The sequence below is a fragment of the Buchnera aphidicola (Periphyllus acericola) genome, assembly GCF_964019855.1.
GTDB lineage: Bacteria > Pseudomonadota > Gammaproteobacteria > Enterobacterales > Enterobacteriaceae > Buchnera_J > Buchnera_J aphidicola_BC.
Window position 1 is genome coordinate 240,133 of the sequence record NZ_OZ026466.1, and the last position, 25,936, is coordinate 266,068.

A 25,936-nucleotide genomic window follows, 5' to 3' on the forward strand; every position below is an offset into this window, starting at 1 on the left:
TATTTTAAAATATTTTATCTAATAAAATATTATCATTAAATATTAAAATTATTACATTAAATAAACTAAGATTTTTTTTATAAAAATTTTATTCTCTTTAAATAATATATTTCTTTAATTAAATTAGATATTAAAAAATATAAAGAATTAAAAAATACCTTAAAATTTTATATAATATAACAAATAGAATAAAATATAATTCTGTTTTTTCTTGTATAAAATTAAAATATATTAAAAGTTTTTAATTCCTTTATATTAAACTAAATAATCTATATATTAGAATATATCAAAAATTTTAAATTTTTTATTTATAATCTTATTAAACTCTTAAAATAAAAAAATTTTATATAAAAATTTTTATTCTATGATAATTTTTTGTAGAAAATATTATTTATTAAAAAATTCATTAATAATTTTATAAATAAAATCTATAGAAAAATTTAATTTTTCACTATCTAAAAAAAAACAATTTTTAAATTTTTTTAACCAAGTCATTTGATTTTTCGCTAATTTTTTAGTAGATATTAAAGTTTGATAAAACATATCTTTATAACTAATTTTACCTAATATATAATTATACATATTTTTATAACCTACACATTTCATTCCTGGAATACTTTTATTAAAAAATACTTTAGAAGAAATGTTTTCTACTTCTTCTTGAAAACCACAAGATAACATTTTTCTTAATCGATATTCTATTTTTTTATGTAAAATTTTTTTATTTTTAGGAAATATTACAAATTTTAATGTTTTATAAGGAAAATTATTATTTTTAAATTTTGTTAAATCACTTATTTTTTTTCCAGATAAATAATAAACTTCTAACGCTCTTAATATTCTTTGTAAATCATTTGGATGAATTTTTAAAGCTGATATAGGATCAATTATCATTAATTGTTTATATAAATTATTTGAAGAATTTAAAGAAAATTTACTTAAAATTAATTTTCTTATAATATCATTTCTAGAAGGTAAAATAGATAAACCATTAATTAAAGAACTATAATAAAACATAGTTCCTCCAACTAAAAAAGGTATTCTATTATTAGAAATAGAATTTTTAATTTCAAATAACGCATCTCTTCTAAAAGAATTTACACAATAATTATCAGTAATACTAATTATATTAATTAATTTATGAGGAGCTCTTTTTAATTCATCTGCATTTGGTTTAGCTGTTCCAATATTTAATTCTTTATAAACGAGCCCAGAATCTACACTAATTAAATCAATTGGTAAAATTTTATTTAATTTAATAGCTAATTTAGTTTTATTAGATGCTGTAGGACCCATAAGAAAAATAACAATATTATTTTTTCTTTCATTCATATAAATTCTACTTTATTAAAATAATTAAAATTTTTTTTAAAAATTACTTTATTTTTTTAAAAAAATTTATTAATCCATTAGTCGAAGAATCATAAACTGTACATGTACTATTTTTTTTAATAGTAGATAAAATTTTTTTTGCTGCATTCTTTCCTAATTCTACTCCCCATTGATCAAAACTAAAAATATTAAATATTACACCTTGAGTAAAAATTTTATGTTCATATAAAGAAATTAATAAACCTAAAGTATAAGGAGTTATTTTATGAATTAAAAAAGAATTTGTAGGTTTATTTCCTAAACAAACTTGATAAAATAAAGAATTATTTTTCTGACAACTAATCTTTTCATTATTAGATTCATAATAATCATTTTTAAGTTCATTTAAAGATTTTCCAAAAGCTAAAGATCTCGTTTGCGCAAAAAAATGAGATAATAGTTTTATATGATGATCATTAATATTATTATGAGTTTTTAAAGGAATAATAAAATCAGATGGAATAAATTTAGTTCCTTGATGTATCAATTGATAAAAAGAATGTTGACCATTTGTTCCTGATTCTCCCCATATAATTGGTCCTGTTTGCCAAGAAACCATTTTTTTATTTCGATCAATATTTTTTCCATTAGATTCCATATTGGCTTGTTGTTGATAGGTTGCAAATTTATGCATATATTGATCATAAACTAAAATAGCCTCAGTTTCCGAACAAAAAAAATTGTTATACCATATACTTATTAAACCCATTAAAACAGGAATATTCTTTTCAAAAGGCGTATTTAAAAAATGCTGATCCATACTATTAGCGCCTTTTAATAATAAAAAAAAATTTTTATATCCTATAGATAACATTATAGATAAACCAATGGCAGACCATAACGAATAACGACCACCAACCCAATTCCATAAAGGAAAAAAATTTTCTTTAGAAATTCCAAATTTCATAGCTTCATTTTTATTTGTTGATAAAGCAAAAAAATGTTTTGACATGTCTGATTTTAAAATATTTTTTTCATTTAAAAAATAATTTCTTATAGTTCTAGCATTAGTCATCGTTTCTTGTGTTGTAAAAGTTTTAGAAGAAATTAAAAATATTGTTGTTTCAAAATTTATTCTTTTTAATACTTCGGACACTTGAGTTCCATCAATATTTGAAATAAAATGAATTTTTAAATGATTTTTATATGGTTTTAAAGATTCAGTAACCATTAATGGACCTAAATCAGAGCCACCTATTCCAACATTAACAACATCAGTAATAAATTTTCCAGTATATCCTTTCCATTTTTTATTAATAATAGAATTTGAAAATTTTTTCATTTTCTTAAAAACTTTTGAAATATCAGAAGATATATTTTCTCCATTTATAAAAAATTTTTTTTTAGTAAAATTTCTTAATAAAGTATGTAAAACAGGTTGATTTTCTGTAACATTTATAAAATCTCCATTAAACATAGATTTAATAGATTCTTTTAAAAAACATTCTTTTGCTAAGTTTATTAAATAATAAATTGTTTTTTCATTAATAATATTTTTTGAATAATCAAATAAAATTAAATTTTTATAATTTAATGAAAATTTTTTAAAACGATTTAAATCATTTTTAAAAAGATTTTTTAAATGAACATTTTTCATTTTTAAATAATGCTTTTGTAACTTATTCCAAAATTTTGTTTTAGTTGGATTTATATTTTTCATTGTTGTATTTATTCTCTTATATTTTTAAAATTAAACTAAACATAATAAAAAATTTTTTATTAATATAAAAAATATATAAAAAATATTTATATATAAATTAAAAAATTAAAATATACAAATTTAATATATAATAAATAATACATAAATAATAATATTAATTTTTAATAAAAATTTTAAATACATGAATAAAATAAAAACAAAAAAAAATAATTTAATTTGGGTTGATTTAGAAATGACAGGTTTATGTTGCAAAAAAAATAAAATACTTGAAATAGCAATTATAATTACTGATTCTGAATTAAATATATTAACTAAAGAACTTGTAATTTGTCTTCATCAATCATTAAAAGTTTTAAAAAAAATGAATGAATGGAACAAAAAAACTCATTCCAAAAGTGGATTAATAAAAAAAGTAGAAAAAAGTATAGAAACAGAAAAATCTGCAGAAATAAAAATTATGAAATTAATCAAAATATGGACAATTAAAAATAAATCTCCAATATGTGGTAATACTGTTTGGAAAGATAGAGAATTTTTAAAAAAATACATGCCAACATTTGAATCATATCTAAATTATAGAAATATTGATGTTAGCACAATTAAAGAATTATATTATAGATGGAAATCTCAAATTTTACCAAAAATTGATAATTCAAAAAAACATTCTGCACTATACGATATAAAAAATTCTATTCAAGAACTTTTATTTTACAAAAAAAAATTTTTTAAAATATAAAATATCTAAGAAAATATTTTTAAAGAAAACTTGAAAATATAATTTATGTCATATAATATTATTAATGAATTTAAAAATTTAATTATTAATAAAAAATTTTAAATGCGGGAATAGCTCAGTTGGTAGAGCGTAACCTTGCCAAGGTTAAGGTCGCGAGTTCGAGACTCGTTTCCCGCTTATATTTCTTAAAATTTTTAAATCAATTCATTTAAAAAAATATTAAAAAAATAATATAAAATTTTAAATACATAATTTAAAAATTAATATTTTATAAAATAAATAAAATATAAAATTTAAATTCTAGAAAAAATTATATTTTCTTTTAAATTATACTTTATATAAAAATAATTAAAAAAAAATAAAAAAATTATTTTAATTATAAAACATATAATATTAATTAATAATAAAAAAATTTAATAAAAAAATATTTTTTTAATAAAACAATAATTATTTTATTAAAAAATTTTATTTTTTATATTAAAAGTTTTTTATTAATAATTTATTTTTTGGAAATGTTGAACCTTTTATTAAATAATTCAACTCTCCCTCCAGTATCTACTATTCTTTGTTTCCCTGTATAGAATGGATGACAATTAGAGCATATATCAATATTAATATTTTTATATAAAGTACTAAAAAAATTTATTTTATTTCCACAAGAACATTTTATACAATGATGAAAACATTTTGGATGAATATTTTTTTTCATAAAAACCTTAATTAATATATTTATATGATTTAATAGTAATATATTAAGAATAAAAAATAAATATTTTTTTAAAAAAAATTAAATTAAAATAAATATTTTAAAAAATTTATATAAAATTTTATTTTAAACTACAAAAATAATTAAATTATAAAAAATTTATAAAAAATAATTCAGAAAAATTTTTTATAAAAAATATAAAGAAAAAAAAATGACAACTATATTAAGTATAAGATCAAAAAATAAAGTAGTAATTGGAGGAGATGGACAAGCTACTTTAGGAAGTACAATTATGAAAAGTAATGTAAAAAAAATAAGAACTCTATATAAAAAAAAAGTGATTGCAGGATTTGCAGGAGGAACGGCAGATGCATTCACATTATTTGAACTTTTTGAAAAAAAACTTTTAATATACCAAGGACAACTAAAAAGAGCTGCTATAGAACTTGCAAAAGATTGGAGAAATGATCGAATTTTAAGAAAACTAGAAGCATTGTTAGCTGTTGCTGACAAAAAAGATTCGTTAATTATTACTGGAAATGGAGATGTTATTCAACCAGAAAATAATATTATAGCTATAGGTTCAGGAGGATGTTATGCACAATCTGCTGCTCAAGCATTATTAGATAATACTAATCTAAATATTTTAAGTATTGTAAAAAAATCACTAACAATTGCTGCAAACATTTGTATATATACAAATCACTCTTTTACTATAAAAGAACTGTCAATAAAAAATTAAGGAAATAGTAATGTCTGACATGACTCCTAAAAAAATAGTTAAAGAATTGAATAAATTTATTATAGGTCAAACAAATGCAAAAAAAGCAGTTGCTATTGCATTAAGAAATAGATGGAGAAGAATGCAATTAAGTAATCGTTTGAAAAAAGAAATTACTCCTAAAAATATTTTAATGATAGGTCCAACAGGAGTTGGAAAAACAGAAATTGCAAAAAGATTAGCAAAATTATCAAATGCTCCATTTATTAAAGTAGAAGCAACAAAATTTACTGAAGTTGGATATGTTGGAAAAGAAGTTGACTCAATAATAAGAGATTTAACTGATATTTCAATTAAAATGATTAAAAATAAAACGATTAAAATAAATAAAAAAAACGTTAAGAAACTTGCAGAAGAAAGAATATTAGAAGTATTAGTTCCTGGAGCAAAAAAACATTTAGAAAAAGATAAAATAAAAGAAAGACCATTAAACACAATAGAAACATTCAGAAAAAAACTTAGAGAAGGAAAACTAGATAATAAAGAAATAGAAATTAATGTTTTAGGTTCACCCATGGGAATAGAAATTATGGCTCCTCCAGGAATGGAAGAATTAACTAATCAATTACAATCATTATTTCAAAATTTAAGTGGTTCAAAAAAAAACATAAGAAAATTAAAAATAAAAGATGCAATGAAACTTCTAATAGAAGAAGAAGCTTCAAAATTAATAAATCCAGACAGATTAAAAAAAGAAGCTATTAATTTTGTTGAACAAAACGGAATAATATTTATTGATGAAATTGATAAAATATGTAAAGGAAACAATACATCTGGACCAGATGTTTCAAGAGAAGGAGTACAAAGAGATTTATTACCTCTAGTAGAAGGATGTACAGTATCAACCAAACATGGTTCAGTTAATACAGATCACATTTTATTTATTACATCTGGAGCTTTTCAAATATCTTCACCAAGTGACTTAATTCCAGAACTTCAAGGAAGACTACCAATTCGAGTTGAACTAAAAGCATTAAGTATAAATGATTTTGAAAAAATTTTAACAGAACCAAAAACTTCAATCACTATGCAATATAAAGAATTAATGAAAACAGAAAACATTATCATTAATTTTACAAAAGAAGGTATAAAAAAAATAGCTGAAATTTCTTGGAAAGTAAATGAAAGTATTGAAAATATTGGAGCAAGAAGATTATATACTGTACTCGAAAAATTAATGGAAGATATCTCTTTTAATTCTAAAGAAAATTATGGAAAAAAGATTAAAATTAATTCAAAATATGTTAAAAAAAATTTACGTAAATTAAATTCTAAAGAAAATTTAAATAAATTTATATTATAAATAAAAAAAATTTTAAATAAAAAATTCAAAAAAGAAAAAATAAAAATAAAAATAAATAAAAAATTTAAATATTAATATATAAATATAAGTTTATATATTAATATTTAAAAAATAAATATAAATTAAATTTTTTATATAAAAAATATTATAAAAAATATAAATAAAAAAATATAGTAAATTATATTTTTTTAAAAATAAATTAAAATTTTTACAAATTTATTTATACAAATAAAAAAAATATAAATTAGTAATTTTTATATTTTTTTTTTTTTTTTTTTTTATTTTTTTTATTTTTTTTATTTTTTTTTAATAGGATAATAAAATATGACTTTATGGGTTCCAGCAAAAATAAAAAAAATAGTATATTGGAAAAAAAATTTATTAAAAATTTCATTAAAAGCTAAAATTAATAAATTTATAGCCGGTCAATTTTCTAAAATTTTAATTAAAAATAAAAATGATATAAATATTCAACGAGCATATTCTTTTGTTAATCCTCCAAAAAAAAAAACAATAAAATTTTATATTACTCTCGTTAAAAAAGGAAAAATGAGTCAAGAAATAATACTTTTAAAAGAAAATAACAAAATTTTAATTTCAAAATACTCTTTTGGTTTTTTTACTTTAAAAGAAATACAACCATCTAAAAATTTATGGATGTTTTCTACTGGTACAGCTATTGGACCATATTTATCAATTTTACAAGAAAAGAAAGATACTGAAAAATTTAAAAAAATAATTTTAGTACATTCTGTACGTTATTTCTCTGATCTAAAATATTTAAACTTAATTGATAAACTAAAAAAAAAATATAAAAAAAAATTAAAAATAATAATTACAATTAGTCGTGAAAATAAAAAAAATTTTCTTTATGGAAGAATTACTCACTTATTATTAAATTCAACTCTAGAAAAAAATATTGGAAAAAAAATTAAAAGAAATAACTCTAAAGTAATGTTATGCGGAAATCCTTCAATGGTAAAAGAAATGTTTAACATACTAACAAAAAAAAAAAAAATGACAAAAAATCTTCGTAAAAAACCAGGAAATATAATAAGAGAGAATTATTGGTAATATAAATAAAAGTAAATTTTATATAATTCTTATAAACAGAGTACAAGAATATTATTAATATCTGTACTCTGTATTTACATTAATTAAAATGTATAAAAATTAAATTTTTTAAATCTATTCTAAATTAATTTAATAAAAAATTATTTTACGAAATATGAATATTTTATATCAGGAATTTTATTTTTATATAAAATACATTTTGCTCTAAGCCCAAAAGTATTATAAAATTCACTTGAATCATATTTAATTTGTGCTAAATCAGAAAGATAAACAACAACTAACTGAATATTTCCATCTGGTAATTTATCTATTAAATAATTAATATGTGAATGAATTGGAGAAAAATTCATGATATTAGGTGTTCTTCTTAAAAAAGCTCGACGTGCTTCAAGCAAAATATCGCTATTTGAATAATTTGAAATTAATTGCCTATCTTTTAAATTAGGAAAAAATTTTTTAAGACTTTTTAGAATTTCTTCTTTAGAATTTTTATAAATTGGAGATGAATTAAATTGAAATGTTGTAGTTGGATCTTCAATATCAAAATCTGAACTTAAATTAGAAGTTTTTCTTAATTCATTAAAATCATTTTGAAAACTTGTTAACAAATCAATATTTTCTTGAGAATGTACAACTCTTGTTAAAACTTTCCAAGTAATATGTTTTGGATCAGAACGAAGTTTTTTAATTTCTAAATCTTTTTTAGAAATTTTAGACATTTCAGATAAACTATTTTTGATTTTATCTAAATAATATTCATTAGAATTATTATCTTCATCAATATCTGAATTACTTATATTAAAATTATTTAAATTATCATTATTATCAGATTGAACATTTGAATTTATAAAAGAATTATTTAAGAAAGAAATATTTAATTTCTTATTAAATTCTTGTAACTTGTTATTTTTAAAATATATACTTTTTCCAGTAATAGTTTTTAAATAATCAGAACGAACAAAATTTTTTAAAAATTTATTTTTTATTTTTTTTTTAAAATGATTTAAAAATAAATTTTCTTTTTGTTTAATGTTTTTTAAATTTTTACTTTCTAACAAATTTTTTTTTTTAAAATTTTTGTTGTCTTTTATAGAATTATGCCTTAAACTTTTATTAGAATTTATATAATTTTTTTTCAAATTTAAAATAGTTATCATATTAATTTCCTTTTTTTTAATTCTTTTTTTTTTTAAAAAATACTTTTATTTATTTACTTTATTTTTAAAATATATATAGTAAATATTTTATTTACTTATAAAAAATTATAAAAAAAACTATCCATGATAAATTTTTATTAAAAAAAATGTTCTTTTAATATTTTGTTTATTAAAAATATTTATTTAAAAAATAACTATAACTTTTTTTTTAAAAACATTCAAAATATAAATATTAAATCTAATAAATTAATGATAAATAAAATTTATAAAAAAAATAATTATAATTTTTAAGAAGAATAAAATGATTAAAATTAAAAAAAAATACAAATTAATTCTATTTAAAAAAAAAAATAAATTAAAATTATATAAAATTTATTTTAAAAAAAATAAAAAAAATAAATCTATTGTAATCGATTTTACATCAGGAAAATATAATTATAGAAGAAAATATAACAAAAAAAAAGAACTAATAGTACGTGCTATGAGAATAAAAAATAAAAAAAAAATAACTATTCTAGATTCCACCGCAGGATTTGGAAAAGATTCATTCGTTTTAGCATCTCATGGATTTAAAATATTTATGATAGAAAAAAATTTTATTATCTATAAATTACTTCAAGATGGTTTAAAAAGAGCATATAAAGATAAAAAAATTGGTTTATGGATAAAAAAAAATATAACTTTAATAAATTCAAATAGTATTAAACTAATAAAAAAAAAAGAAATTATTCCAGATATAATTTATATCGATCCAATGTTTAATAATAAAAAATCTAAACCAAAAAAAGATATGTTTTTTTTAAAAAAATTATTAAAAAAAAATAATGAACAAAAAATTTTAAAACCAGCAATAAAATTAGCAAAAAATAAAGTTGTTGTTAAAAGATATTTAAATGCTTCATATCTTAAAGAAAAAAAACCAAACCATATTTTATATGGAAAAAAAATTAGATTTGATATTTATTATAAATAAAATTTTTATATTATAAAATTATATTATTTTTATTTTATTAGATAATTTTTTTACTAAAATCAAACTACAAAAAAGAACAAAATTTAATATAAAAAAAACACCATTCCATCCCCAAAAAAACCAAAATATTCCAATAAAACTCCCAAATAAACTAGATCCTATATAATAAAAAAAAAAATATAAAGAAGAAATTTCTAATTTATAACATTTTGTTAAAATACTAATCCAACTACTTGCTGTAGAATGAGCTAAGAAAAAACCAGTTGTAAAAAAAAATAAACCAAAAATTATAATTAACAAATTATTAAAATAAGTTAATAAAACACCTAATAACATTATATATAAAGAATAAGTTAATATTTTTTTTTTTCCATATTTTCTTGATAAAAAACTAGCTTTAGGAGAACTATAAACACCAATTAAATATATTATAGATAAAAAAGATATAAAAATAGGATTCAATAAAAAAGGTTTCATTATCAATCTATAACCAATATAATTAAACAATGATACAAAGCTTCCCATAAACAAAAATCCAAATAAAAAAAGAATTAAACAAGTTTTAATTTTAAATGGTAATAAAAACCTTTTAAATAAAAATTTAATCTTTAAATTAGATTTTTTAAAATGTTGTGAAGAAGGTAAATTTATTAAAGATAAAATAGAAAAAAATAAAGATAAACTACCAATTATTAAAAAAACCATACGCCAAGAAAAAAAATGAACTATAATATTACTTATTAATCTTCCAAAAAAACCACCTATAGTATTTCCACTAATATATAAACCGATACAAAGAGATAAAAAATTTATATCTACCTCTTCACTTAAATATAATATAGAAATAGATGTAACACCACTCAAAGAAAACCCAATAAGAGAACGAATTATTATAACTTCTAACCAAGTTTGAGCAAATGAACAAAAAATTGTTAATATTGCAGCAATAAATAAAGATAGAAATATAACTTTTTTTCGTCCTAATAAATTAGATAAAGGACTTATAAATAAAATTCCAAAAGCCATTGAAACTGTTGAAATAGATAAAGCTAAACTACTTTCAGAAGGAGTTAAAAAAAATTTTTTAGAAAATATCGGTAAAATAGGTTGTATAGAATATAGAATTGAAAAAGTAGAAAATCCTACAAAAAATAAAGATATAATCATTTTATAAAAATCTTTTGTACGATATTTTATATAATTATTCTGAAATAAATTTTTTGTCTGATTATTTTTTTTTTTTATTAACATAATATAATAACTACCTTTTTTATATTTTCCTTTAAAAATAACTATTATAAATTTTAAAAATTATAATAATCTAAAAAACAATTTTTTTATTTATAAAATAATTTAATAATAAACTAATCCATCATATATATGCTCTGCAGGACCGCATATAAAAATACATTTTTTTTTTAAATTATAATTGACTTTTATATCTCCTCCTATTAAATGTACTGTTACATTATTTGATAATTTGTTTTGTTTCACACCAATAGCTACAGCAGCACATGCTCCACTTCCACATGCTTGAGTTTCACCAACACCTCTTTCAAAAACTCGAAGAAAAATTTCATTTCTATTTAATATTTTCATAAAACCAACATTAACTTGTTTAGGAAAAAGAGAAATATTTTGAAAAATAGAACCTATTTTTTTTACTTGAATTAAATTAATATCTTTGACAAGAATTACACAATGAGGATTTCCAATTGATACTGCTCCAAAAGAATATTTTTTAGAATTGATTTCTATAGAATATTTATTTTTTTTTTTTTTTATTAATAATGGAATTTTATTTGGTTGAAATTCTGGAGTTCCCATATTAACTAATATATTTTCTTTATCTTTTATTTGTAAAGTTAAAATTCTATTTTTTGTACTTACAACAATAGTTTTTTTATTTATAAATTTTTTGTCAAATACAAATTTTGCAAAACATCTTGCTCCATTCCCACATTGTTCAACTTCACTTCCATTAGCGTTAAAAATACGATAATGAAAATTCGTATTTTTAATTTTTGGATATTCAATTATTAATAATTGATCAAAACCAATACCTGTTTTACGATTAGAAAAATTTTGAATAATTTTTTTAGTAAAAAAAAAATTCTGAGTTAAAGTTTCTACTACCATAAAATCATTTTTCAAACCATGCATCTTAGAAAATTTTAATTGATTTTTATTTGAATTCATATTATATAAATTTATTATTAGTTTTAAAAATATTTTAAAAAATTTTTATATTTAAAAAAAATAAAATTAAAATTTAAATATATCAATTATAAATATAAAAATTTTTTATAAATATATTTATTAAAAATTTTAAAAAATGTAAAATGAAAAATGAAAAAAAAAATTAAAATAAAAAATAATATATTCAACTATAATAACGAATTTAATACAATTGTTCTAAAATTAGAAAATTCTATAGATAATTATATAGGAAAAATAGATATAGATTATGAATCTAACGAAAAAATAATGAAAATTAGTATTAATTCAATAAATGAAATTATTCTTAATAAACAAGAATTTTTAAAACAAATCTGGGTCGCAACAAAATATAAAGGATATTACTTTAAATATTATAAAAATAAATGGTTTTGTAAAAGAAATCATTGTGAAATTTTTAATTTTTTTAAAAATTTTTTTATCAAAAAAATTGGAAAAAATATTTTGTTTAATTCATAAAAAATACTATAAAGAAATAATTCGGCGAAAGAGGATTTGAACCTCTGACCTACTGGTCCCAAACCAGTTGCGCTACCAAACTGCGCTATTCGCCGATTTTTTATATAAAAATTTTTTAAAAAAATAAAAAAATCATAATTTGGGGTGGTTAATGGGGTTCGAACCCATGACAACTGGAATCACAATCCAGGACTCTACCAACTGAGCTATAACCACCAAATAAAATTTTTAAAATTATTTTTATAAATATATTATAAATTTTAATATTTATCAATAAAAAATTTATTTTAATTAAATATCTAACAGGAATTAAACCTATCTAGTATATTTTTTTTTTTAAAAATAACACTTTATTAAAATAAACTATAAATTCTTATTAATTTTTTAAATATATATATAAATAACTTTAAAATTAATTTTTAAAAAAAAATACAAATTTTTTTTAAAAAAAATTATATTTTTTATTAGTTAATAAATTTATTTATTATTATTTTTAATATTTTTTTAAAAAAATTTTATGAACGTTTCATCATATCAAAAAATTCAATATTAGTATTAGTCATAGATAATTTATTAATTAAAAATTCCATAGCATCAATTTCAGACATTGGATGAATAATTTTTCTTAAAATCCACATTTTTTGTAATTCTTCCACAGATGTTAATAATTCTTCTTTTCTAGTTCCAGAACGATTATAATCAATAGCAGGAAAAACTCTTTTTTCTGCAATTTTTCTAGATAAAGGTAATTCCATATTTCCAGTTCCTTTAAACTCTTCATAAATAACTTCATCCATTTTAGAACCAGTATCCACTAAAGCAGTAGCAATAATTGTTAAACTTCCTCCTTCTTTAACGTTTCTAGCAGCTCCAAAAAAACGTTTTGGTCTATGCAAAGCATTTGCATCAACTCCACCTGTTAAAACTTTTCCAGAAGAAGGTACAACTGTATTATATGCTCGAGCTAATCTAGTAATTGAATCTAACAAAATTATAACATCTTTTTTATGTTCAACTAATCTCTTTGCTTTTTCAATAACCATTTCTGCAACTTGTACATGACGTGAAGCTGGTTCATCAAAAGTTGATGCAATAACTTCTCCATTAACCAATTTTTGCATTTCAGTTACTTCTTCTGGACGTTCATCAATTAATAAAACCATTAATAAACAATCTGGATAATTATAAGCAATACTTTGAGCAATATTCTGTAATAAGATCGTTTTTCCAGCCTTTGGAGGAGCTACAATTAAACCTCTTTGTCCTTTTCCAATAGGAGAAGCTAAATCTAAAACTCGAGCAGTTAAATCTTCTGTAGATCCATTACCTCTTTCCATTCTCAATCTAGAATTTGCATGAGAAGGTGTCAAATTTTCAAATAAAATTTTATTTCTAGAAGTTTCAGGTCTATCATAATTTATTTTATTTACCTTTAACAAAGCAAAATATCTTTCTCCATCTTTTGGAGGTCTTATTTTTCCTGAAATTGTATCTCCTGTTCTTAAATTAAATCGACGTACTTGACTCGGCGAAACATATATATCATCTGGACCAGCAAGATAAGAACTATCAGAAGATCTTAAAAATCCAAATCCATCTTGTAGTATTTCTAAGACTCCATTACCAAAAATGTTTTCTCCACTTTTCGCATAATTTTTTAAAATAGTAAAAATAATATCTTGTTTTCTCATGCGAGAAAGGTTTTCTAAACCCATATTTTCGCCAAGTATAATTAATTTTGAAATGGATGTATTTTTAAGGGCAGTAAAATTCATAATAATGAGTTCTTAATAAAAATCAAAGGAATTGTTATTTAAAAAAGTTTTTATTTAAAATATATTAATTTAAAATAAAAACTTTAAAAATCTAAAAAAAATAATTAAAAAAAAACGAATCTTTTTTTTTATATATATAAAATTTTAAAATTTTTTTACAAAAAAATTATTTAATATGTTGATTTAAAAAAATTTTCAATTTTTCTTTTGAACAAGAACCTATATTTTTTGAAAGAATTTTATTATTTTTAAATAATATTAAAGTAGGTACACTTTGAATGGAATATTTTTTTGTAATATTTGAATTTTTTTCAATATCTAATTTTATAATATCTAATTTATTATTATATTCATTAAAAATATCTTTTAATACTATAGATAAAACTTTACATGGAGCACACCAAACAGCCCAAAAATCTACTAAAACATATTTTTTGTTATTTAAAATATATTTTTCAAAATCTTTTTCTGATAAATCTTTTATTATTTTTTTCATTTACTAAATCTCTATAATATTTTTATAAATATAAAAATTAAAAATTTTATTTTTTATATAAATATTTCTTATAAAAAAATAGATTTTTTTAAAATCTATTTTTTTCTTATATTATATAAATAAATTTTAATTATTAATAATATATAATAAAAAATTATTATTAAAAAAAATATATTTAAAAAATAATATAAGAAAAAAAATATAAATTTAAAAATTTAAATAAAATAAGAAAATAATTAATGATACAAATTTTTATTATGAATTAAATTTTATTCTTTTCATATCGATCATATACTTTCTTAAATTTCTTCCTACTTTTTCAATTGGATGATTATAAATTTTTTCATTAATTTTTTTTAAAGTAATGTTATCCACTTTATTTGAAATTAAAATATTCCCTAAATCTCCATATTTTAATTTAAACATAAATTTTTTTAATAAAGGAATAGCATTCTTTGAAAATAAATAATTACCATATTCAGCAGTATCAGATATAACAAGATTCATTTCAAATAATTTTTTTCTTGCAATAGTATTTGCAATTAAAGGTAATTCATGTAAAGATTCATAATATGCTGATTCTTTACAAATTCCTGATTCAACCATTGTTTCAAAAGCTAATTCAATTCCTGCCTTTAAAAGAGAAATCATAAACAGTCCATGTTCAAAATATTCTTCTTCTACAATTTCTTTTGAACAAAATGGAGAATTTTCAAAACTTGAAAGTTTGGTTTTATTTCTCCAAAAAATTAATTTTTTATCGTTATTATTCCAATCTTTCATCATCCTTGATGAAAACTCTCCTGAAAGAATATCATCCATATGTTTTCTAAACAAAGGAGTAAAAATTTTTTTTAATCGTTGAGACAATTTATAAGCTCTAATTTTTGAAGGATTTGATAATCTATTCATCATTAAAGTAATACCTCCATGTTTTAAAGACTCCGTCATAACTTCCCAACCATTTTGTATTAATTTACCAGAATATCCTGAATCATGACCTTCTTTTACAAGATATTTATAACACGCTATGGAACCAACCTGTAATAATCCACATAATATTGTTTGTTCTCCCATGAGGTCAGATTTCACTTCAGCTGAAAAAGATGAATATAAAACTCCAGCTTTATGAGATCCAATAGAAAATGCCCATGCTTTTGCATATTCTAGACCATTGTTTAAAATATTGTTTTTATTGTGTACAGAAATTAAAGCTGGAACTCCAAAACCTCTTTTAAATTCTTCACGAACCTCAGTTCCAGGACATTTTGGAGCAACCATGATAACAGTAATATCATCTCTAATAACAGTACCCATTTCTATGATATTAAAACCATGCGAATAACCTAAAACAGAATTTCTTTTCATTAAAAATTGTAATTTTTTAACTACAGAATCATGTTGTTTATCTGGAGTTAAATTAATTACTAAATCAGCTTTTGGAATAATTTTTTCATATACATCTACATAAAAATTATTATTTACAGCTCTTAACCAAGATTTATTTTTTGATTTTATACTTTTTTCTCTTAAAGCATAAGAAACATTTAATCCAGAATCTCTCATATTTAAACCTTGGTTTAAACCTTGAGCACCACATCCTATTATAACAATTTTTTTATTTTTTAAAATTTTTAATCCATTTAAAAAATGTTCTTTTTTTATCAATTTACAGTTTTTTAACTCTTTAATTTTCTGGCGAAAATTTAATGTATTAAAATAATTTAGCATATTTAAAATAATCCTATTGATTGATAAAAAAAGTATATTCATTAAAATAATTTAAAAAAATATATATTTATAATTAATATTTAAAAATTTTTTAACTTTTTCTTATCTTTAATTGCACCTTTATCTGCACTCATTGCAAATACTGAATAAAATTTTAAAGCAGATGATATTTTACGCTTTCTATTTTTTGGAAAAAATGGATTTTTTTTTAATAATTCTTTTTTTGTTCTCTTTTTTATCTCTTTATTAGAAATTAATAATTTTAAAGTTCTATTTTTAATATTTATATCTATTAAGTCATTATCACGAACCAATGCTATTAAACCTTTATTTGCAGCTTCGGGAGATATATGTCCTATAGATAAACCTGAAGTTCCTCCAGAAAATCTTCCATCAGTTATTAAAGCACAATATTTGTCTAACCCAATAGATTTTAAATAAGTTGTTGGATACAACATTTCTTGCATGCCTGGACCACCTTTTGGTCCTTCATATCTTATAACAATAACATCTCCTTTTTTAATTTTTTTATTTAATATTGCAAATGATGCCTCTTCTTGTGATTCAAAAACTTTTGCTAAACCTTGAAAATTATGCATTTTTTTATTAATACTAGCAGTCTTTACTATACAACCATCAATTGCTAAATTTCCATATAAAACAGCTAATCCTCCATCTTTATTATAAGAATTTTTAATAGATCTTATACATCCATTTTTTCTATCTAAATCTAAGTATTTCCAACGAAAAGATTGCGAATATGGTTTAATTGTTCTTATTCCCATTGGACCTGCTGAAAACATTTTTTTAACTTTTAAATTTTTTGTTATAGAAATATCAAATTTTTTACATGTTTTTTCTAAAGATAAATCAAGAACATTTTTTATTTTTGAATTAATTAAACCTCCTTTATTTAATTCAGACAATATAGATATTACACCTCCAGCTCTATGAACATCTTCCATATGATAAATTGAAGTACTTGGAGAAACTTTACATAAATGAGGTATTTTTCTTGATAAATAATCTATATCATTTAAATTAAAATTTACTTTTCCTTCCTGAGCAGCTGCTAATAAATGCAAAACAGTATTAGTTGAACCACCCATTGCAATATCTAATGAAATAGCATTCTTAAAGGCTTTTCTATTTGCAATATTACGTGGTAACATAGAATAATTATTTAAATTATAAAAACTTTTAGTTATTTTTACAATTAATTTTGCAGCATTTAAAAATAATTTTTTTCTATCCACATGTGTAGCTAATAAAGTACCATTACCTGGAATAGCTAATCCTAAAGCTTCAACTAAACAATTCATAGAATTTGCAGTAAACATTCCAGAACAAGAACCACATGTAGGACAAGCAGATTTTTCTATTTTATCTACTTCTAAATCAGAAAAATTAGAATTTTCACTGCTCATAATAGAATCTACTAAATCTAACTTAGAATTTTTTAAAAATTTACCTTTTAAATTAAGATTTTTACCTGCTTCCATTGGCCCGCCAGAAACAAAAACTGTTGGAATATTTAATCTTAAAGAAGACATTAACATTCCAGGAGTAATTTTATCACAATTCGAAATACATATCATAGAATCTACACAATGCGCATTAATCATATATTCTATAGAATCTGCAATTAATTCACGTGATGGTAAAGAATATAACATTCCTGAATGTCCCATAGCAATTCCATCATCAATTGCAATTGTATTAAATTCTTTTGGAACTCCTCCTTCTTTATATATTTTTTTGGATATTAAATTTCCAACTTCTCTTAAATGAATATGACCTGGAACAAATTCTGTAAAAGAATTAACCACTGCTATTATAGGTTTTCCAAAATCTTCATCAGTCATTCCAGTAGCTCTCCATAAAGATCTTGCACCAGCCATATTTCTTCCATGAGTAGTTTTTCTAGAACGATATTCCGGCATAATTTCTATCCTATAAATTATATATTAAAAATAAATTAATAGAAAATATTTTAAAAAAAATTAATTATAAATAAAAAAATATTAAATAAAAAATTAATTTTAAAATTAATTAATACTCTAAAAATTTAAACATTTTAATAATTAATTTCTTTTCCTATCATATATTAAAAAATTTTACAAGGGCGGAGGGATTTGAACCCCCAACAGTCGGTTTTGGAGACCGATGCTCTACCAATTGAACTACGCCCTTTTATTAATTTTATAATTAATTATACATAAAAAAATAACTTTATAAAGAAAATACTATTAAAAAAAAATTTTCAATGTTATTAATAGAATAATTTTTTAATTTGTCATAATAATATATTATACTAGCAATTTAATAGTCAAATATTTATAAAAATATTTTTTAAATTTCTAAAAAAAATAATTACAGATACTAAAAAATTAAAATTTTTTAAAGAGTAAAAAAAAAAATGAAACTTCCAATTTATTTAGATTATGCTTCTACTACTCCCATAGATCCTATTGTAGCAAAAAAAATGATGAAATACCTCACTATAGATGGAATATTTGGAAATTCTTCATCTAGATCACATAAATTTGGATGGATAGCAGAAGAACACATAAATATTTCAAGATTTGAAATAGCTAAAATAATTAATGCAGATCCTCGTGAAATTATTTTCACATCAGGTGCAACAGAATCAAATAATTTATCGATTAAAGGAATCGCATCATTTTATAGAAATAAAGGAAATCATATTATTACAAGTAAAACAGAACATAAATCAGTTTTAGATACATGTAGATATCTTGAAAGTAAAAAATTTAAAATAACATATCTAACTCCAAAAAAAAACGGATTAATAGATATTAATGAATTAAAAAAAAAAATTACAAATAAAACAATATTAGTATCAATTATGCATGTAAATAATGAAATAGGAGTGATACAAAATATTAAAAAAATATCAAAAATTTGTTTAAAAAAAAATGTTTTCTTTCATACAGACGCAACACAAAGTATTGGTAAAATATCTATTGATGTAAAAAAAATTAAAATTGATTTATTATCTTTTTCAGCTCATAAAATTTATGGCCCAAAAGGAATCGGAGTATTATATATTAAAAGAAAACCTAGAGTTAGAATATATCCACAAATTCATGGTGGAGGGCATGAAAGAGGTATGAGATCAGGAACATTACCTGTTCATCAAATTGTAGGAATGAGTGAAGCATGTAAAATTTCAAAAAAAAGACAAAAATTAGATTATTTAAAAATAAAAAAATTAAGAGATATATTATGGAATGGATTATCACAAATTAAAGAAATTAATTTGAATAGTAATCTTGATTTAAAAATTTGTGTTCCACATATTATAAACATTAGTTTTAATTATATTGAAGGAGAATCTTTAATTATGTCATTAAAAGAAATTGGCATATCATCTGGATCAGCATGTACATCCGCTAGTCTAGAACCTTCTTATGTATTGAAATCTCTAGGATTAAAAGACGAATTAGCCCATAGTTCTATAAGATTTTCAATAGGAAGATTTACAACAAAAAAAGATATTATTTTTACAATTAATTTAATAAAAAAATCTGTAAAAAAATTACGAAATTTATCTCCATTATGGGAAATGTTTCAAGAAGGAGTAAATTTAGATAAAGTTATTTGGAAAACATAAATAAAATGTTAATATTTTTCTAAAAAATTAAATATATAAAAAAAAACAAAAGGATAAATATGTCATACAGTAAAGAAGTTATTGATCATTACGAAAATCCAAGAAATGTAGGATCATTTTCTAATAAAAAAAGTAAAAAAATAGGTAATGGACTAGTTGGTGCTCCAGCATGTGGAGATGTAATGAAATTACAAATAAAAGTTAATAAAAAAGGAATTATCAAAGATGTACGCTTTAAAACATATGGTTGTGGTTCTGCAATCGCTTCCAGCTCATTAATAACAGAATGGATTAAGGGAAAATCTATTAACTCTGCAAGTAAAATAAAAAATAAAAAAATAGCAAAAAAATTAAGTTTGCCTCCAGTAAAAATACATTGTTCAATTTTAGCAGAAAGTGCAATTAAAGAAGCAATTAAAGATTATAAAAAAAAAAATAAATTAAAATAAAATTTTTTATTTTTTTTTAAAAATATTTATAAATAATATATGGAAACTAAATGAATTATTTTAATTATTTTGAAATACCTATTAAATTTAATATAAAAAAAAAAGATCTTTCTAAAAAGTATTATTCTTTACAAAAAAAATACCATCCAGATTTTTATATAAATTATTCAAAAAAAAAACAAAAAAAAATATTAAAAAAATCAATTCATATTAATAAAGGCTATGAAATATTAAAAAATCCGATTAAAAGAATAAAATATATTTTAAAATTAAAAGGATATGATTTAAAACATATAAATAATAAAAATCGTTTAAATCAGTCATTTTTAAAAAAACAATATAAATATTTCAAAAAATTAGAAAAAATTAACATAAATAATAAAAAAATAAAAAAAGATAACAAATTTTATAAAAAAATAAAAAACACTCATAAAAAATATTTTAATAAAATAAAAGAAAAAATTATAAAAAAATGTTGGAAAAAAGCATTTTTAATATTTCAGAAAATAATTTTTTTAAAGAAAATAATTAAAAAATTAGAAAAAAAAATGTAATAAATATAAGAAATTTTTTAAATAAAAAAAATTTTTGTTTAAAATATTTAAAAAAAAATAAATAAACTACAAAAAAATATAATTAAATTTAATTTTTTTAAAAATTAAAATATTCACTAATAAAAAAGAGTTTCTAAACATGCCAAAAATAAAATTTTTACCACATAAAAAATTACTACCTAAAGGTGGTTCTTTTAATGCAAAAAAGGGAGAATCAATTTTAGATGTAGCTTTAAAAAATAAAATAAATATTGAGCATGCTTGTGAAAAATCATGCTCTTGTAGTACATGTCATTGTATAATTTCAAAAGGATTCTTGACATTATCAAAAATAAAAGAAAAAGAAGAAGACGTTTTAGATAAAGCATGGGGATTAACTGAAAAAAGTAGATTATCATGTCAAGCAAAAATTGGTGAATCAGATATAGAAGTTAAAATACCTTTATATACTTCAAATCATATTTAAAAAAAAATAAATTAAAAATTTTTTTTATTTTTTTTTTGAAAATGGATTTTTACTGTTTTTAAATTGTAAAAATATTGGAGTACTAAAAATATTCAATTTTGAAGTAAAAAAATTGCTTAAATATTTTTTGTATGAATTAGATAAATCGTTTAATTTATTTCCATGTATTATAATAATTGGTGGATTTATTCCACCAGAATGAGCATATTTTAACTTTGCTCTATTTTTTTTTAAAGAACATGCTGGTTTTTGTTTGTTTACAGCTTCATACAAAATTTTTGTTAATAATGAACTATTATATTTTTTTATAGTTGAAAAATAAATTTTTTTGATTAATTTTAAAACAATAAATCTAATATTTTTAGTATATAAAAAAGATACAAATTTATATTCTATATTTTTAATAAAACGAAAACGAAAATAAAATGTTTTTTTAAAATCAATTTTTTCAGATTTTGTTAGTAAATCCCATTTATTAATTAAAATTATCATAGAACACTTATTTTTAAATATTAGATTTGATAAGACTAAATCTTGATTTGAAATAATTTTTTCTGATGCATCTAATACTAAAATTGATAAATCAACTTTTTTTAATGTTTTAATTGATTTGATAACAAAATTTTTTTCAATAATACTTTTAATTTTAGATTTTTTTCTTATTCCTAAAGTATCAAAAAATTTATATTCTATATTATTATATATTGTTGACACTAAAACAGTATCTCTTGTCGTTCCAGAAATATTTGAAGTTATTAATCTTTTTTGGTCTTTCATTAAAAAATTAATTAAAGTAGATTTTCCAGAATTTGGTCTTCCAATGATAGATACTTTAATTTTTTTTTTATCTTGTTTTACATATTTTTTATTAAACTTTAATTTCAGTTTTTTATTTTTTTTAATTAAAATTAAAATTTTTTTTTTTAAAAACTTTATATCTTTTAAATTTATAGCAGATATTTTATAAATTTCTTTGATTCCAAAATTATAAAATTCATTTAAAAAATCAAAATTTTGAATTTGATCAATTTTATTAATAATTAAAACAATTTTTTTATTTTTCTTTTTTAAAAACCTACAAATTTCTTGATTTAAATCTGTAAAACCATTTTTTGCATTAACGATAAAAAATATAATATCAGACTCTTTTATAGCTAAAATAATTTGTAAAAAAATTTCTTTTTCAAATTTATTTTTAGGAGTAAAAAAACCAGCAGTATCAATGATATTAATAACTTTATTATCTAATAAAAAAAAACTTTTTTGTCGATCTCTAGTTAAACCTTTTTTATATTTTTTTAAAACTAAAGATTTTTTTTTTTTAATTAAACTATTGAATAATGTAGATTTTCCTACATTTTTACAACCAATGAGAGAAATAGTTAAATTCATTAATTAACCTAATCAAAAATTTTTTTATTATATACAAGTTTGTTTAAATAAAAATATTTATGTTTGTTATTTAAAAAAATTATTAAAAATTATTTTTTTTCATTTTTTATTTTTTTTAAAATTTTGTTTTTATATGACATAGAAAAATCAATCCATGGATAGTCTTTCATTTGATTTAAATAATAAATAGATAAATTATTTTTTTTCATATTTGAATAAATTCTAAACATTCTAAAATATAAAATATTATTTATAAGATTATTTTTTGTAAGATACTTATTATTTTTAAAGTTTTTTAATATAAAAGTTATATCATTATTTTTTAAATTTTTTTTTAAATATTTTAATAAAGAAAAATATTTAAACATACCTTTATTTTTTAAATAAAAAGACTTTAAATTTTTTTTACTTGCATAATCTGTATAATTTTTATATGTAATAAAATCAATTTCATTTTTCTTATTAAAAAAAATAATATTTTTTAAAAAAAAAAGACTTATTAAAACTAATATAAAAAAAAAAAAAATTAGAAAATTTTTTATTTTTTTTATTTTTTTATTATTCATAATAAAATTTTTATCCTTTTTTTTTTAATTTTTTATATATTAATAATAATATATCTTTTTTAAACAAAATCAATGTTTTTTTTAAAAAATTTTAAAAAAACAACATATGAACAATTTATAGACATAATTTTTAAACAAAAAAAACTATATTTTAAAAAAAAATATTAAATTATTTAAGACAAAATTTTAATATCCTATAATAATTTTTTATTTATTTTTATCTTTTATTTCTTTTATCTTTTATTTATTTTATTTTCTTTTATCTTTTTATTTCTTTTATTTTTTATATTTTTTTTATTCTTTAAAAAGTAAATTAGTTCTTTTATAATAGAAATATATTATTAATAGAAATGAGTTACTAAAAAGTATGAGTGTATTAGATTATAATTACGATGTAATTGTTATTGGAGGCGGTCATGCTGGAATTGAAGCATGTTTAGCTTCATCTAGACTTGGATGTAGAACACTTTTATTAACACAAAATATTAAAAATTTGGGTTCTTTATCTTGTAATCCAGCAATTGGAGGAATAGGAAAAAGTCATCTTGTAAAAGAAATTGATGCGTTAGGTGGATTTATGGGAATTTTTGCTGATGAATCTGGAATACAATTTAGAGTATTAAATTCTAAAAAAGGTCCAGCTGTACGTTCTACTAGAGTGCAATTAGATAGAAATATTTATTCTAATGTTGTAAAAAAATATTTATTTTCTCAAAAAAGATTATTTATCTTAAAGCAAGAAGTTATTGATTTTATTATGAAAAATGATAAAATTGTTGGTGTATTAACATTAGAAAAATTAAAATTTTATTCAAGATCTATTATTTTGACTACTGGAACTTTTTTAAATGGAAAAATTTATATAGGAAAAAAAACAATTATAGGGGGAAGATTAAATGATAAATCATCGATATTACTTTCTAAAAAATTAAAAAGTTTTCCATTTACAATAAAACGTCTTAAAACAGGCACTCCTCCAAGAATATGTAGAAAAAGTATTGATTTTATAAATTTAGAAGAACAAATTGGAGATTTTCCTACTCCTTTTTTTTCATTTTTAAGTTTTAATAATAAATTATTAAAACAAATGTCTTGTTATATAACTTATACAAATTCTAATACGCATAAAATTATTTATGATAATTTAAAACTTAGTCCAGTTTATTCTGGAAAAATTAAAGGTGTTGGACCACGTTATTGTCCTTCAATAGAAGATAAAATTAAAAAATTTCCTGATCGTTCCAGACATCAAATTTTTTTAGAACCGGAAAGTTTAGAAAATAAAATAATTTATCCAAACGGTATTTCTACTAGTTTACCTATAAATATTCAAATGAAATTTTTAAAAACTATTAAAGGATTTAAGAATTTAAAAATTTTACAACCAGGATATGCCGTTGAGTATGATTATCTTGATCCAAAAGATTTAAAATTAACTTTAGAATCAAAATTTTTTCCTGGATTTTTTCTTGCTGGACAAATAAATGGAACTACTGGTTATGAAGAAGCAGCTGCACAAGGTATAATTTCTGGAATTAATGCAGCACTTTATGCTTTAGGAAAACCATTTTGGTATCCTAGACGAGATCAGTCATATATTGGAGTTTTAATTGATGATTTATGCACTAAAGGAATCACTGAACCTTATAGAATGTTTACTTCTAGAGCTGAATATAGATTATTACTTCGAGAAGATAATGCGGATTTAAGATTAACAAAAATTGGGAGAAAATTAGGTTTAGTTAAAAATTTTAGATGGATGCGTTATATTCAAAAATTAAAAAATATTAAAAATGAAAAAAAATTTATCAAATCTTTTCAAATAAAACCTAATTCTTCCTTTTCAAAAAAAATTAATAAATTTTTATCAAATCCAATTATTTCCAAAACTAATTTATATAAAGTTCTTATTAGACCTGAAATTAATATTGATAAATTAATTAAATTAGGTATTTATAAATCTCATATTTTATTTGATTATGAAGTTTTAAAACAAATTGAGATACAATTAAAATATAAAGGTTACATTTTACGTCAAATTAAAGAAATAAAAAATCATTTAAAAAATGAAAATAAGTTATTACCTATGGATATAGATTATAATTCTGTGAATGGATTATCAACAGAAGTTATAAAAATTTTAAATTGTTATCGTCCTTTTTCTATCGGACAAGCATCTCGAATTTCTGGAATTACTCCTGCAGCAATTTCCATAATTTTAATTTATCTTAAAAAAAAAAAAATATTAAAAAAAATAAATTATTTTAGAAAAAATAGTATATAGTGTATATTTAAAATCGTGTAATAAAACAACTTCAAATTTTAAGTTCGATTTATTAATAAATAATTTATATTTTACTAAGTATTTTTTTAAAGAAAATAATTTAAAGAAATGTATTTTTTAAATATTTT

General features: G+C 19.6%; 23 protein-coding genes and 4 tRNA genes. 12 read left to right on the top strand and 15 right to left on the bottom strand.

Annotated elements, in window-relative coordinates; all coding sequences use genetic code 11:
• Positions 1–387: 387 nt before the first annotated feature.
• Both miaA and pgi read right to left on the bottom strand, forming a co-directional pair.
• Positions 388–1,332, bottom strand: a complete 945-nt coding sequence (gene miaA, locus AACK90_RS01220) for a tRNA (adenosine(37)-N6)-dimethylallyltransferase MiaA (RefSeq protein ID WP_339042903.1) — start codon at positions 1,330–1,332, stop codon at positions 388–390.
• Positions 1,333–1,375: 43 nt separating this feature from the next.
• The gene (gene pgi, locus AACK90_RS01225; protein WP_339042905.1) at positions 1,376–3,031 is read right to left on the bottom strand and encodes a glucose-6-phosphate isomerase; all 1,656 of its coding nucleotides are present in this window, start codon (positions 3,029–3,031) and stop codon (positions 1,376–1,378) included.
• 181 nt (positions 3,032–3,212) lie between these two features.
• Between pgi and orn the strand changes: the two genes are divergently transcribed.
• Positions 3,213–3,767 carry an oligoribonuclease gene (gene orn / locus AACK90_RS01230; protein ID WP_339042907.1) on the top strand — a complete coding sequence of 185 codons (555 nt, stop codon included), beginning with the start codon at positions 3,213–3,215 and terminating at the stop codon, positions 3,765–3,767.
• Positions 3,768–3,871: 104 nt separating this feature from the next.
• Positions 3,872–3,944: transfer RNA gene (locus AACK90_RS01235), tRNA-Gly, on the top strand.
• 322 nt (positions 3,945–4,266) lie between these two features.
• Here the strand turns inward: AACK90_RS01235 and rpmE are convergent.
• Positions 4,267–4,476, bottom strand: a complete 210-nt coding sequence (rpmE, locus tag AACK90_RS01240) for a 50S ribosomal protein L31 (protein WP_339042909.1) — start codon at positions 4,474–4,476, stop codon at positions 4,267–4,269.
• Between the two features lie 208 nt (positions 4,477–4,684).
• Between rpmE and hslV the strand changes: the two genes are divergently transcribed.
• From hslV to AACK90_RS01255, 3 genes are all read left to right on the top strand, one after another.
• Positions 4,685–5,215, top strand: a complete 531-nt coding sequence (gene hslV, locus AACK90_RS01245; protein WP_339042911.1) for an ATP-dependent protease subunit HslV — start codon at positions 4,685–4,687, stop codon at positions 5,213–5,215.
• Between the two features lie 10 nt (positions 5,216–5,225).
• Positions 5,226–6,557 carry an HslU--HslV peptidase ATPase subunit gene (hslU, locus tag AACK90_RS01250; RefSeq protein ID WP_339042913.1) on the top strand — a complete coding sequence of 444 codons (1,332 nt, stop codon included), beginning with the start codon at positions 5,226–5,228 and terminating at the stop codon, positions 6,555–6,557.
• Between the two features lie 324 nt (positions 6,558–6,881).
• On the top strand, positions 6,882–7,631 hold the full coding sequence (locus AACK90_RS01255) for a ferredoxin--NADP reductase (protein WP_339042914.1): 750 nt from the start codon (positions 6,882–6,884) through the stop codon (positions 7,629–7,631).
• Between the two features lie 140 nt (positions 7,632–7,771).
• Here AACK90_RS01255 and AACK90_RS01260 read toward each other — a convergent pair whose 3' ends face one another.
• The gene (locus AACK90_RS01260; protein ID WP_339042916.1) at positions 7,772–8,788 is read right to left on the bottom strand and encodes a hypothetical protein; all 1,017 of its coding nucleotides are present in this window, start codon (positions 8,786–8,788) and stop codon (positions 7,772–7,774) included.
• A gap of 301 nt (positions 8,789–9,089) precedes the next feature.
• On the opposite strand from AACK90_RS01260, the gene AACK90_RS01265 reads away from it, so the two are divergent.
• The gene (locus tag AACK90_RS01265; protein WP_339042918.1) at positions 9,090–9,761 is read left to right on the top strand and encodes a class I SAM-dependent methyltransferase; all 672 of its coding nucleotides are present in this window, start codon (positions 9,090–9,092) and stop codon (positions 9,759–9,761) included.
• An 18-nt stretch (positions 9,762–9,779) separates the two neighbouring features.
• Here the strand turns inward: AACK90_RS01265 and AACK90_RS01270 are convergent, their stop codons facing one another.
• Together AACK90_RS01270 and dapF are read right to left on the bottom strand one after the other, a co-directional pair.
• Positions 9,780–11,012 (bottom strand): MFS transporter, encoded by a 1,233-nt coding sequence (locus AACK90_RS01270; protein WP_339042920.1) that lies wholly within the window; start codon positions 11,010–11,012, stop codon positions 9,780–9,782.
• Between the two features lie 102 nt (positions 11,013–11,114).
• Positions 11,115–11,960 (bottom strand): diaminopimelate epimerase, encoded by an 846-nt coding sequence (gene dapF, locus AACK90_RS01275; RefSeq protein ID WP_339042922.1) that lies wholly within the window; start codon positions 11,958–11,960, stop codon positions 11,115–11,117.
• A gap of 150 nt (positions 11,961–12,110) precedes the next feature.
• Between dapF and cyaY the strand changes: the two genes are divergently transcribed.
• Positions 12,111–12,458, top strand: a complete 348-nt coding sequence (gene cyaY, locus AACK90_RS01280; protein WP_339042925.1) for an iron donor protein CyaY — start codon at positions 12,111–12,113, stop codon at positions 12,456–12,458.
• A 21-nt stretch (positions 12,459–12,479) separates the two neighbouring features.
• Here the strand turns inward: cyaY and AACK90_RS01285 are convergent.
• The 7 genes from AACK90_RS01285 to AACK90_RS01315 all read right to left on the bottom strand — a co-directional run bounded on the left by AACK90_RS01285 (position 12,480) and on the right by AACK90_RS01315 (position 18,653).
• Positions 12,480–12,553, bottom strand: a tRNA-Pro gene (locus AACK90_RS01285).
• A gap of 45 nt (positions 12,554–12,598) precedes the next feature.
• Positions 12,599–12,674, bottom strand: a tRNA-His gene (locus AACK90_RS01290).
• Positions 12,675–12,973: 299 nt separating this feature from the next.
• A complete protein-coding gene (gene rho, locus AACK90_RS01295) occupies positions 12,974–14,233 on the bottom strand; it encodes a transcription termination factor Rho (protein WP_339042927.1) in 1,260 nt (419 codons plus the stop codon).
• Positions 14,234–14,399: 166 nt separating this feature from the next.
• The gene (trxA, locus tag AACK90_RS01300) at positions 14,400–14,729 is read right to left on the bottom strand and encodes a thioredoxin (RefSeq protein ID WP_339042929.1); all 330 of its coding nucleotides are present in this window, start codon (positions 14,727–14,729) and stop codon (positions 14,400–14,402) included.
• Between the two features lie 255 nt (positions 14,730–14,984).
• Positions 14,985–16,460, bottom strand: coding sequence for a ketol-acid reductoisomerase (gene ilvC / locus AACK90_RS01305; protein WP_339042931.1), 1,476 nt, complete (start codon positions 16,458–16,460; stop codon positions 14,985–14,987).
• A gap of 80 nt (positions 16,461–16,540) precedes the next feature.
• Complete coding sequence (gene ilvD, locus AACK90_RS01310) at positions 16,541–18,403, bottom strand: dihydroxy-acid dehydratase (RefSeq protein ID WP_339042933.1); 1,863 nt, start codon at positions 18,401–18,403, stop codon at positions 16,541–16,543.
• A 177-nt stretch (positions 18,404–18,580) separates the two neighbouring features.
• A tRNA-Trp gene (locus AACK90_RS01315) sits at positions 18,581–18,653 on the bottom strand.
• Positions 18,654–18,879: 226 nt separating this feature from the next.
• Here AACK90_RS01315 and AACK90_RS01320 point away from each other — a divergent pair.
• From AACK90_RS01320 to fdx, 4 genes are all read left to right on the top strand, one after another.
• Complete coding sequence (locus AACK90_RS01320) at positions 18,880–20,097, top strand: IscS subfamily cysteine desulfurase (RefSeq protein ID WP_339042935.1); 1,218 nt, start codon at positions 18,880–18,882, stop codon at positions 20,095–20,097.
• A gap of 59 nt (positions 20,098–20,156) precedes the next feature.
• On the top strand, positions 20,157–20,546 hold the full coding sequence (gene iscU / locus AACK90_RS01325; protein ID WP_339042937.1) for a Fe-S cluster assembly scaffold IscU: 390 nt from the start codon (positions 20,157–20,159) through the stop codon (positions 20,544–20,546).
• Positions 20,547–20,596: 50 nt separating this feature from the next.
• Entirely contained in the window at positions 20,597–21,100 is a 504-nt protein-coding gene (gene hscB, locus AACK90_RS01330) for a Fe-S protein assembly co-chaperone HscB (protein WP_339042939.1), read from the top strand.
• Positions 21,101–21,239: 139 nt separating this feature from the next.
• Entirely contained in the window at positions 21,240–21,566 is a 327-nt protein-coding gene (fdx, locus tag AACK90_RS01335) for an ISC system 2Fe-2S type ferredoxin (protein WP_339042941.1), read from the top strand.
• Positions 21,567–21,590: 24 nt separating this feature from the next.
• Here the strand turns inward: fdx and der are convergent, their stop codons facing one another.
• The gene (der, locus tag AACK90_RS01340; protein ID WP_339042943.1) at positions 21,591–22,958 is read right to left on the bottom strand and encodes a ribosome biogenesis GTPase Der; all 1,368 of its coding nucleotides are present in this window, start codon (positions 22,956–22,958) and stop codon (positions 21,591–21,593) included.
• Positions 22,959–23,047: 89 nt separating this feature from the next.
• A complete protein-coding gene (locus tag AACK90_RS01345) occupies positions 23,048–23,524 on the bottom strand; it encodes a hypothetical protein (RefSeq protein ID WP_339042945.1) in 477 nt (158 codons plus the stop codon).
• A gap of 367 nt (positions 23,525–23,891) precedes the next feature.
• Between AACK90_RS01345 and mnmG the strand changes: the two genes are divergently transcribed.
• Positions 23,892–25,808 carry a tRNA uridine-5-carboxymethylaminomethyl(34) synthesis enzyme MnmG gene (mnmG, locus tag AACK90_RS01350; protein WP_339042947.1) on the top strand — a complete coding sequence of 639 codons (1,917 nt, stop codon included), beginning with the start codon at positions 23,892–23,894 and terminating at the stop codon, positions 25,806–25,808.
• The last annotated feature ends 128 nt before the right edge of the window (positions 25,809–25,936 follow it).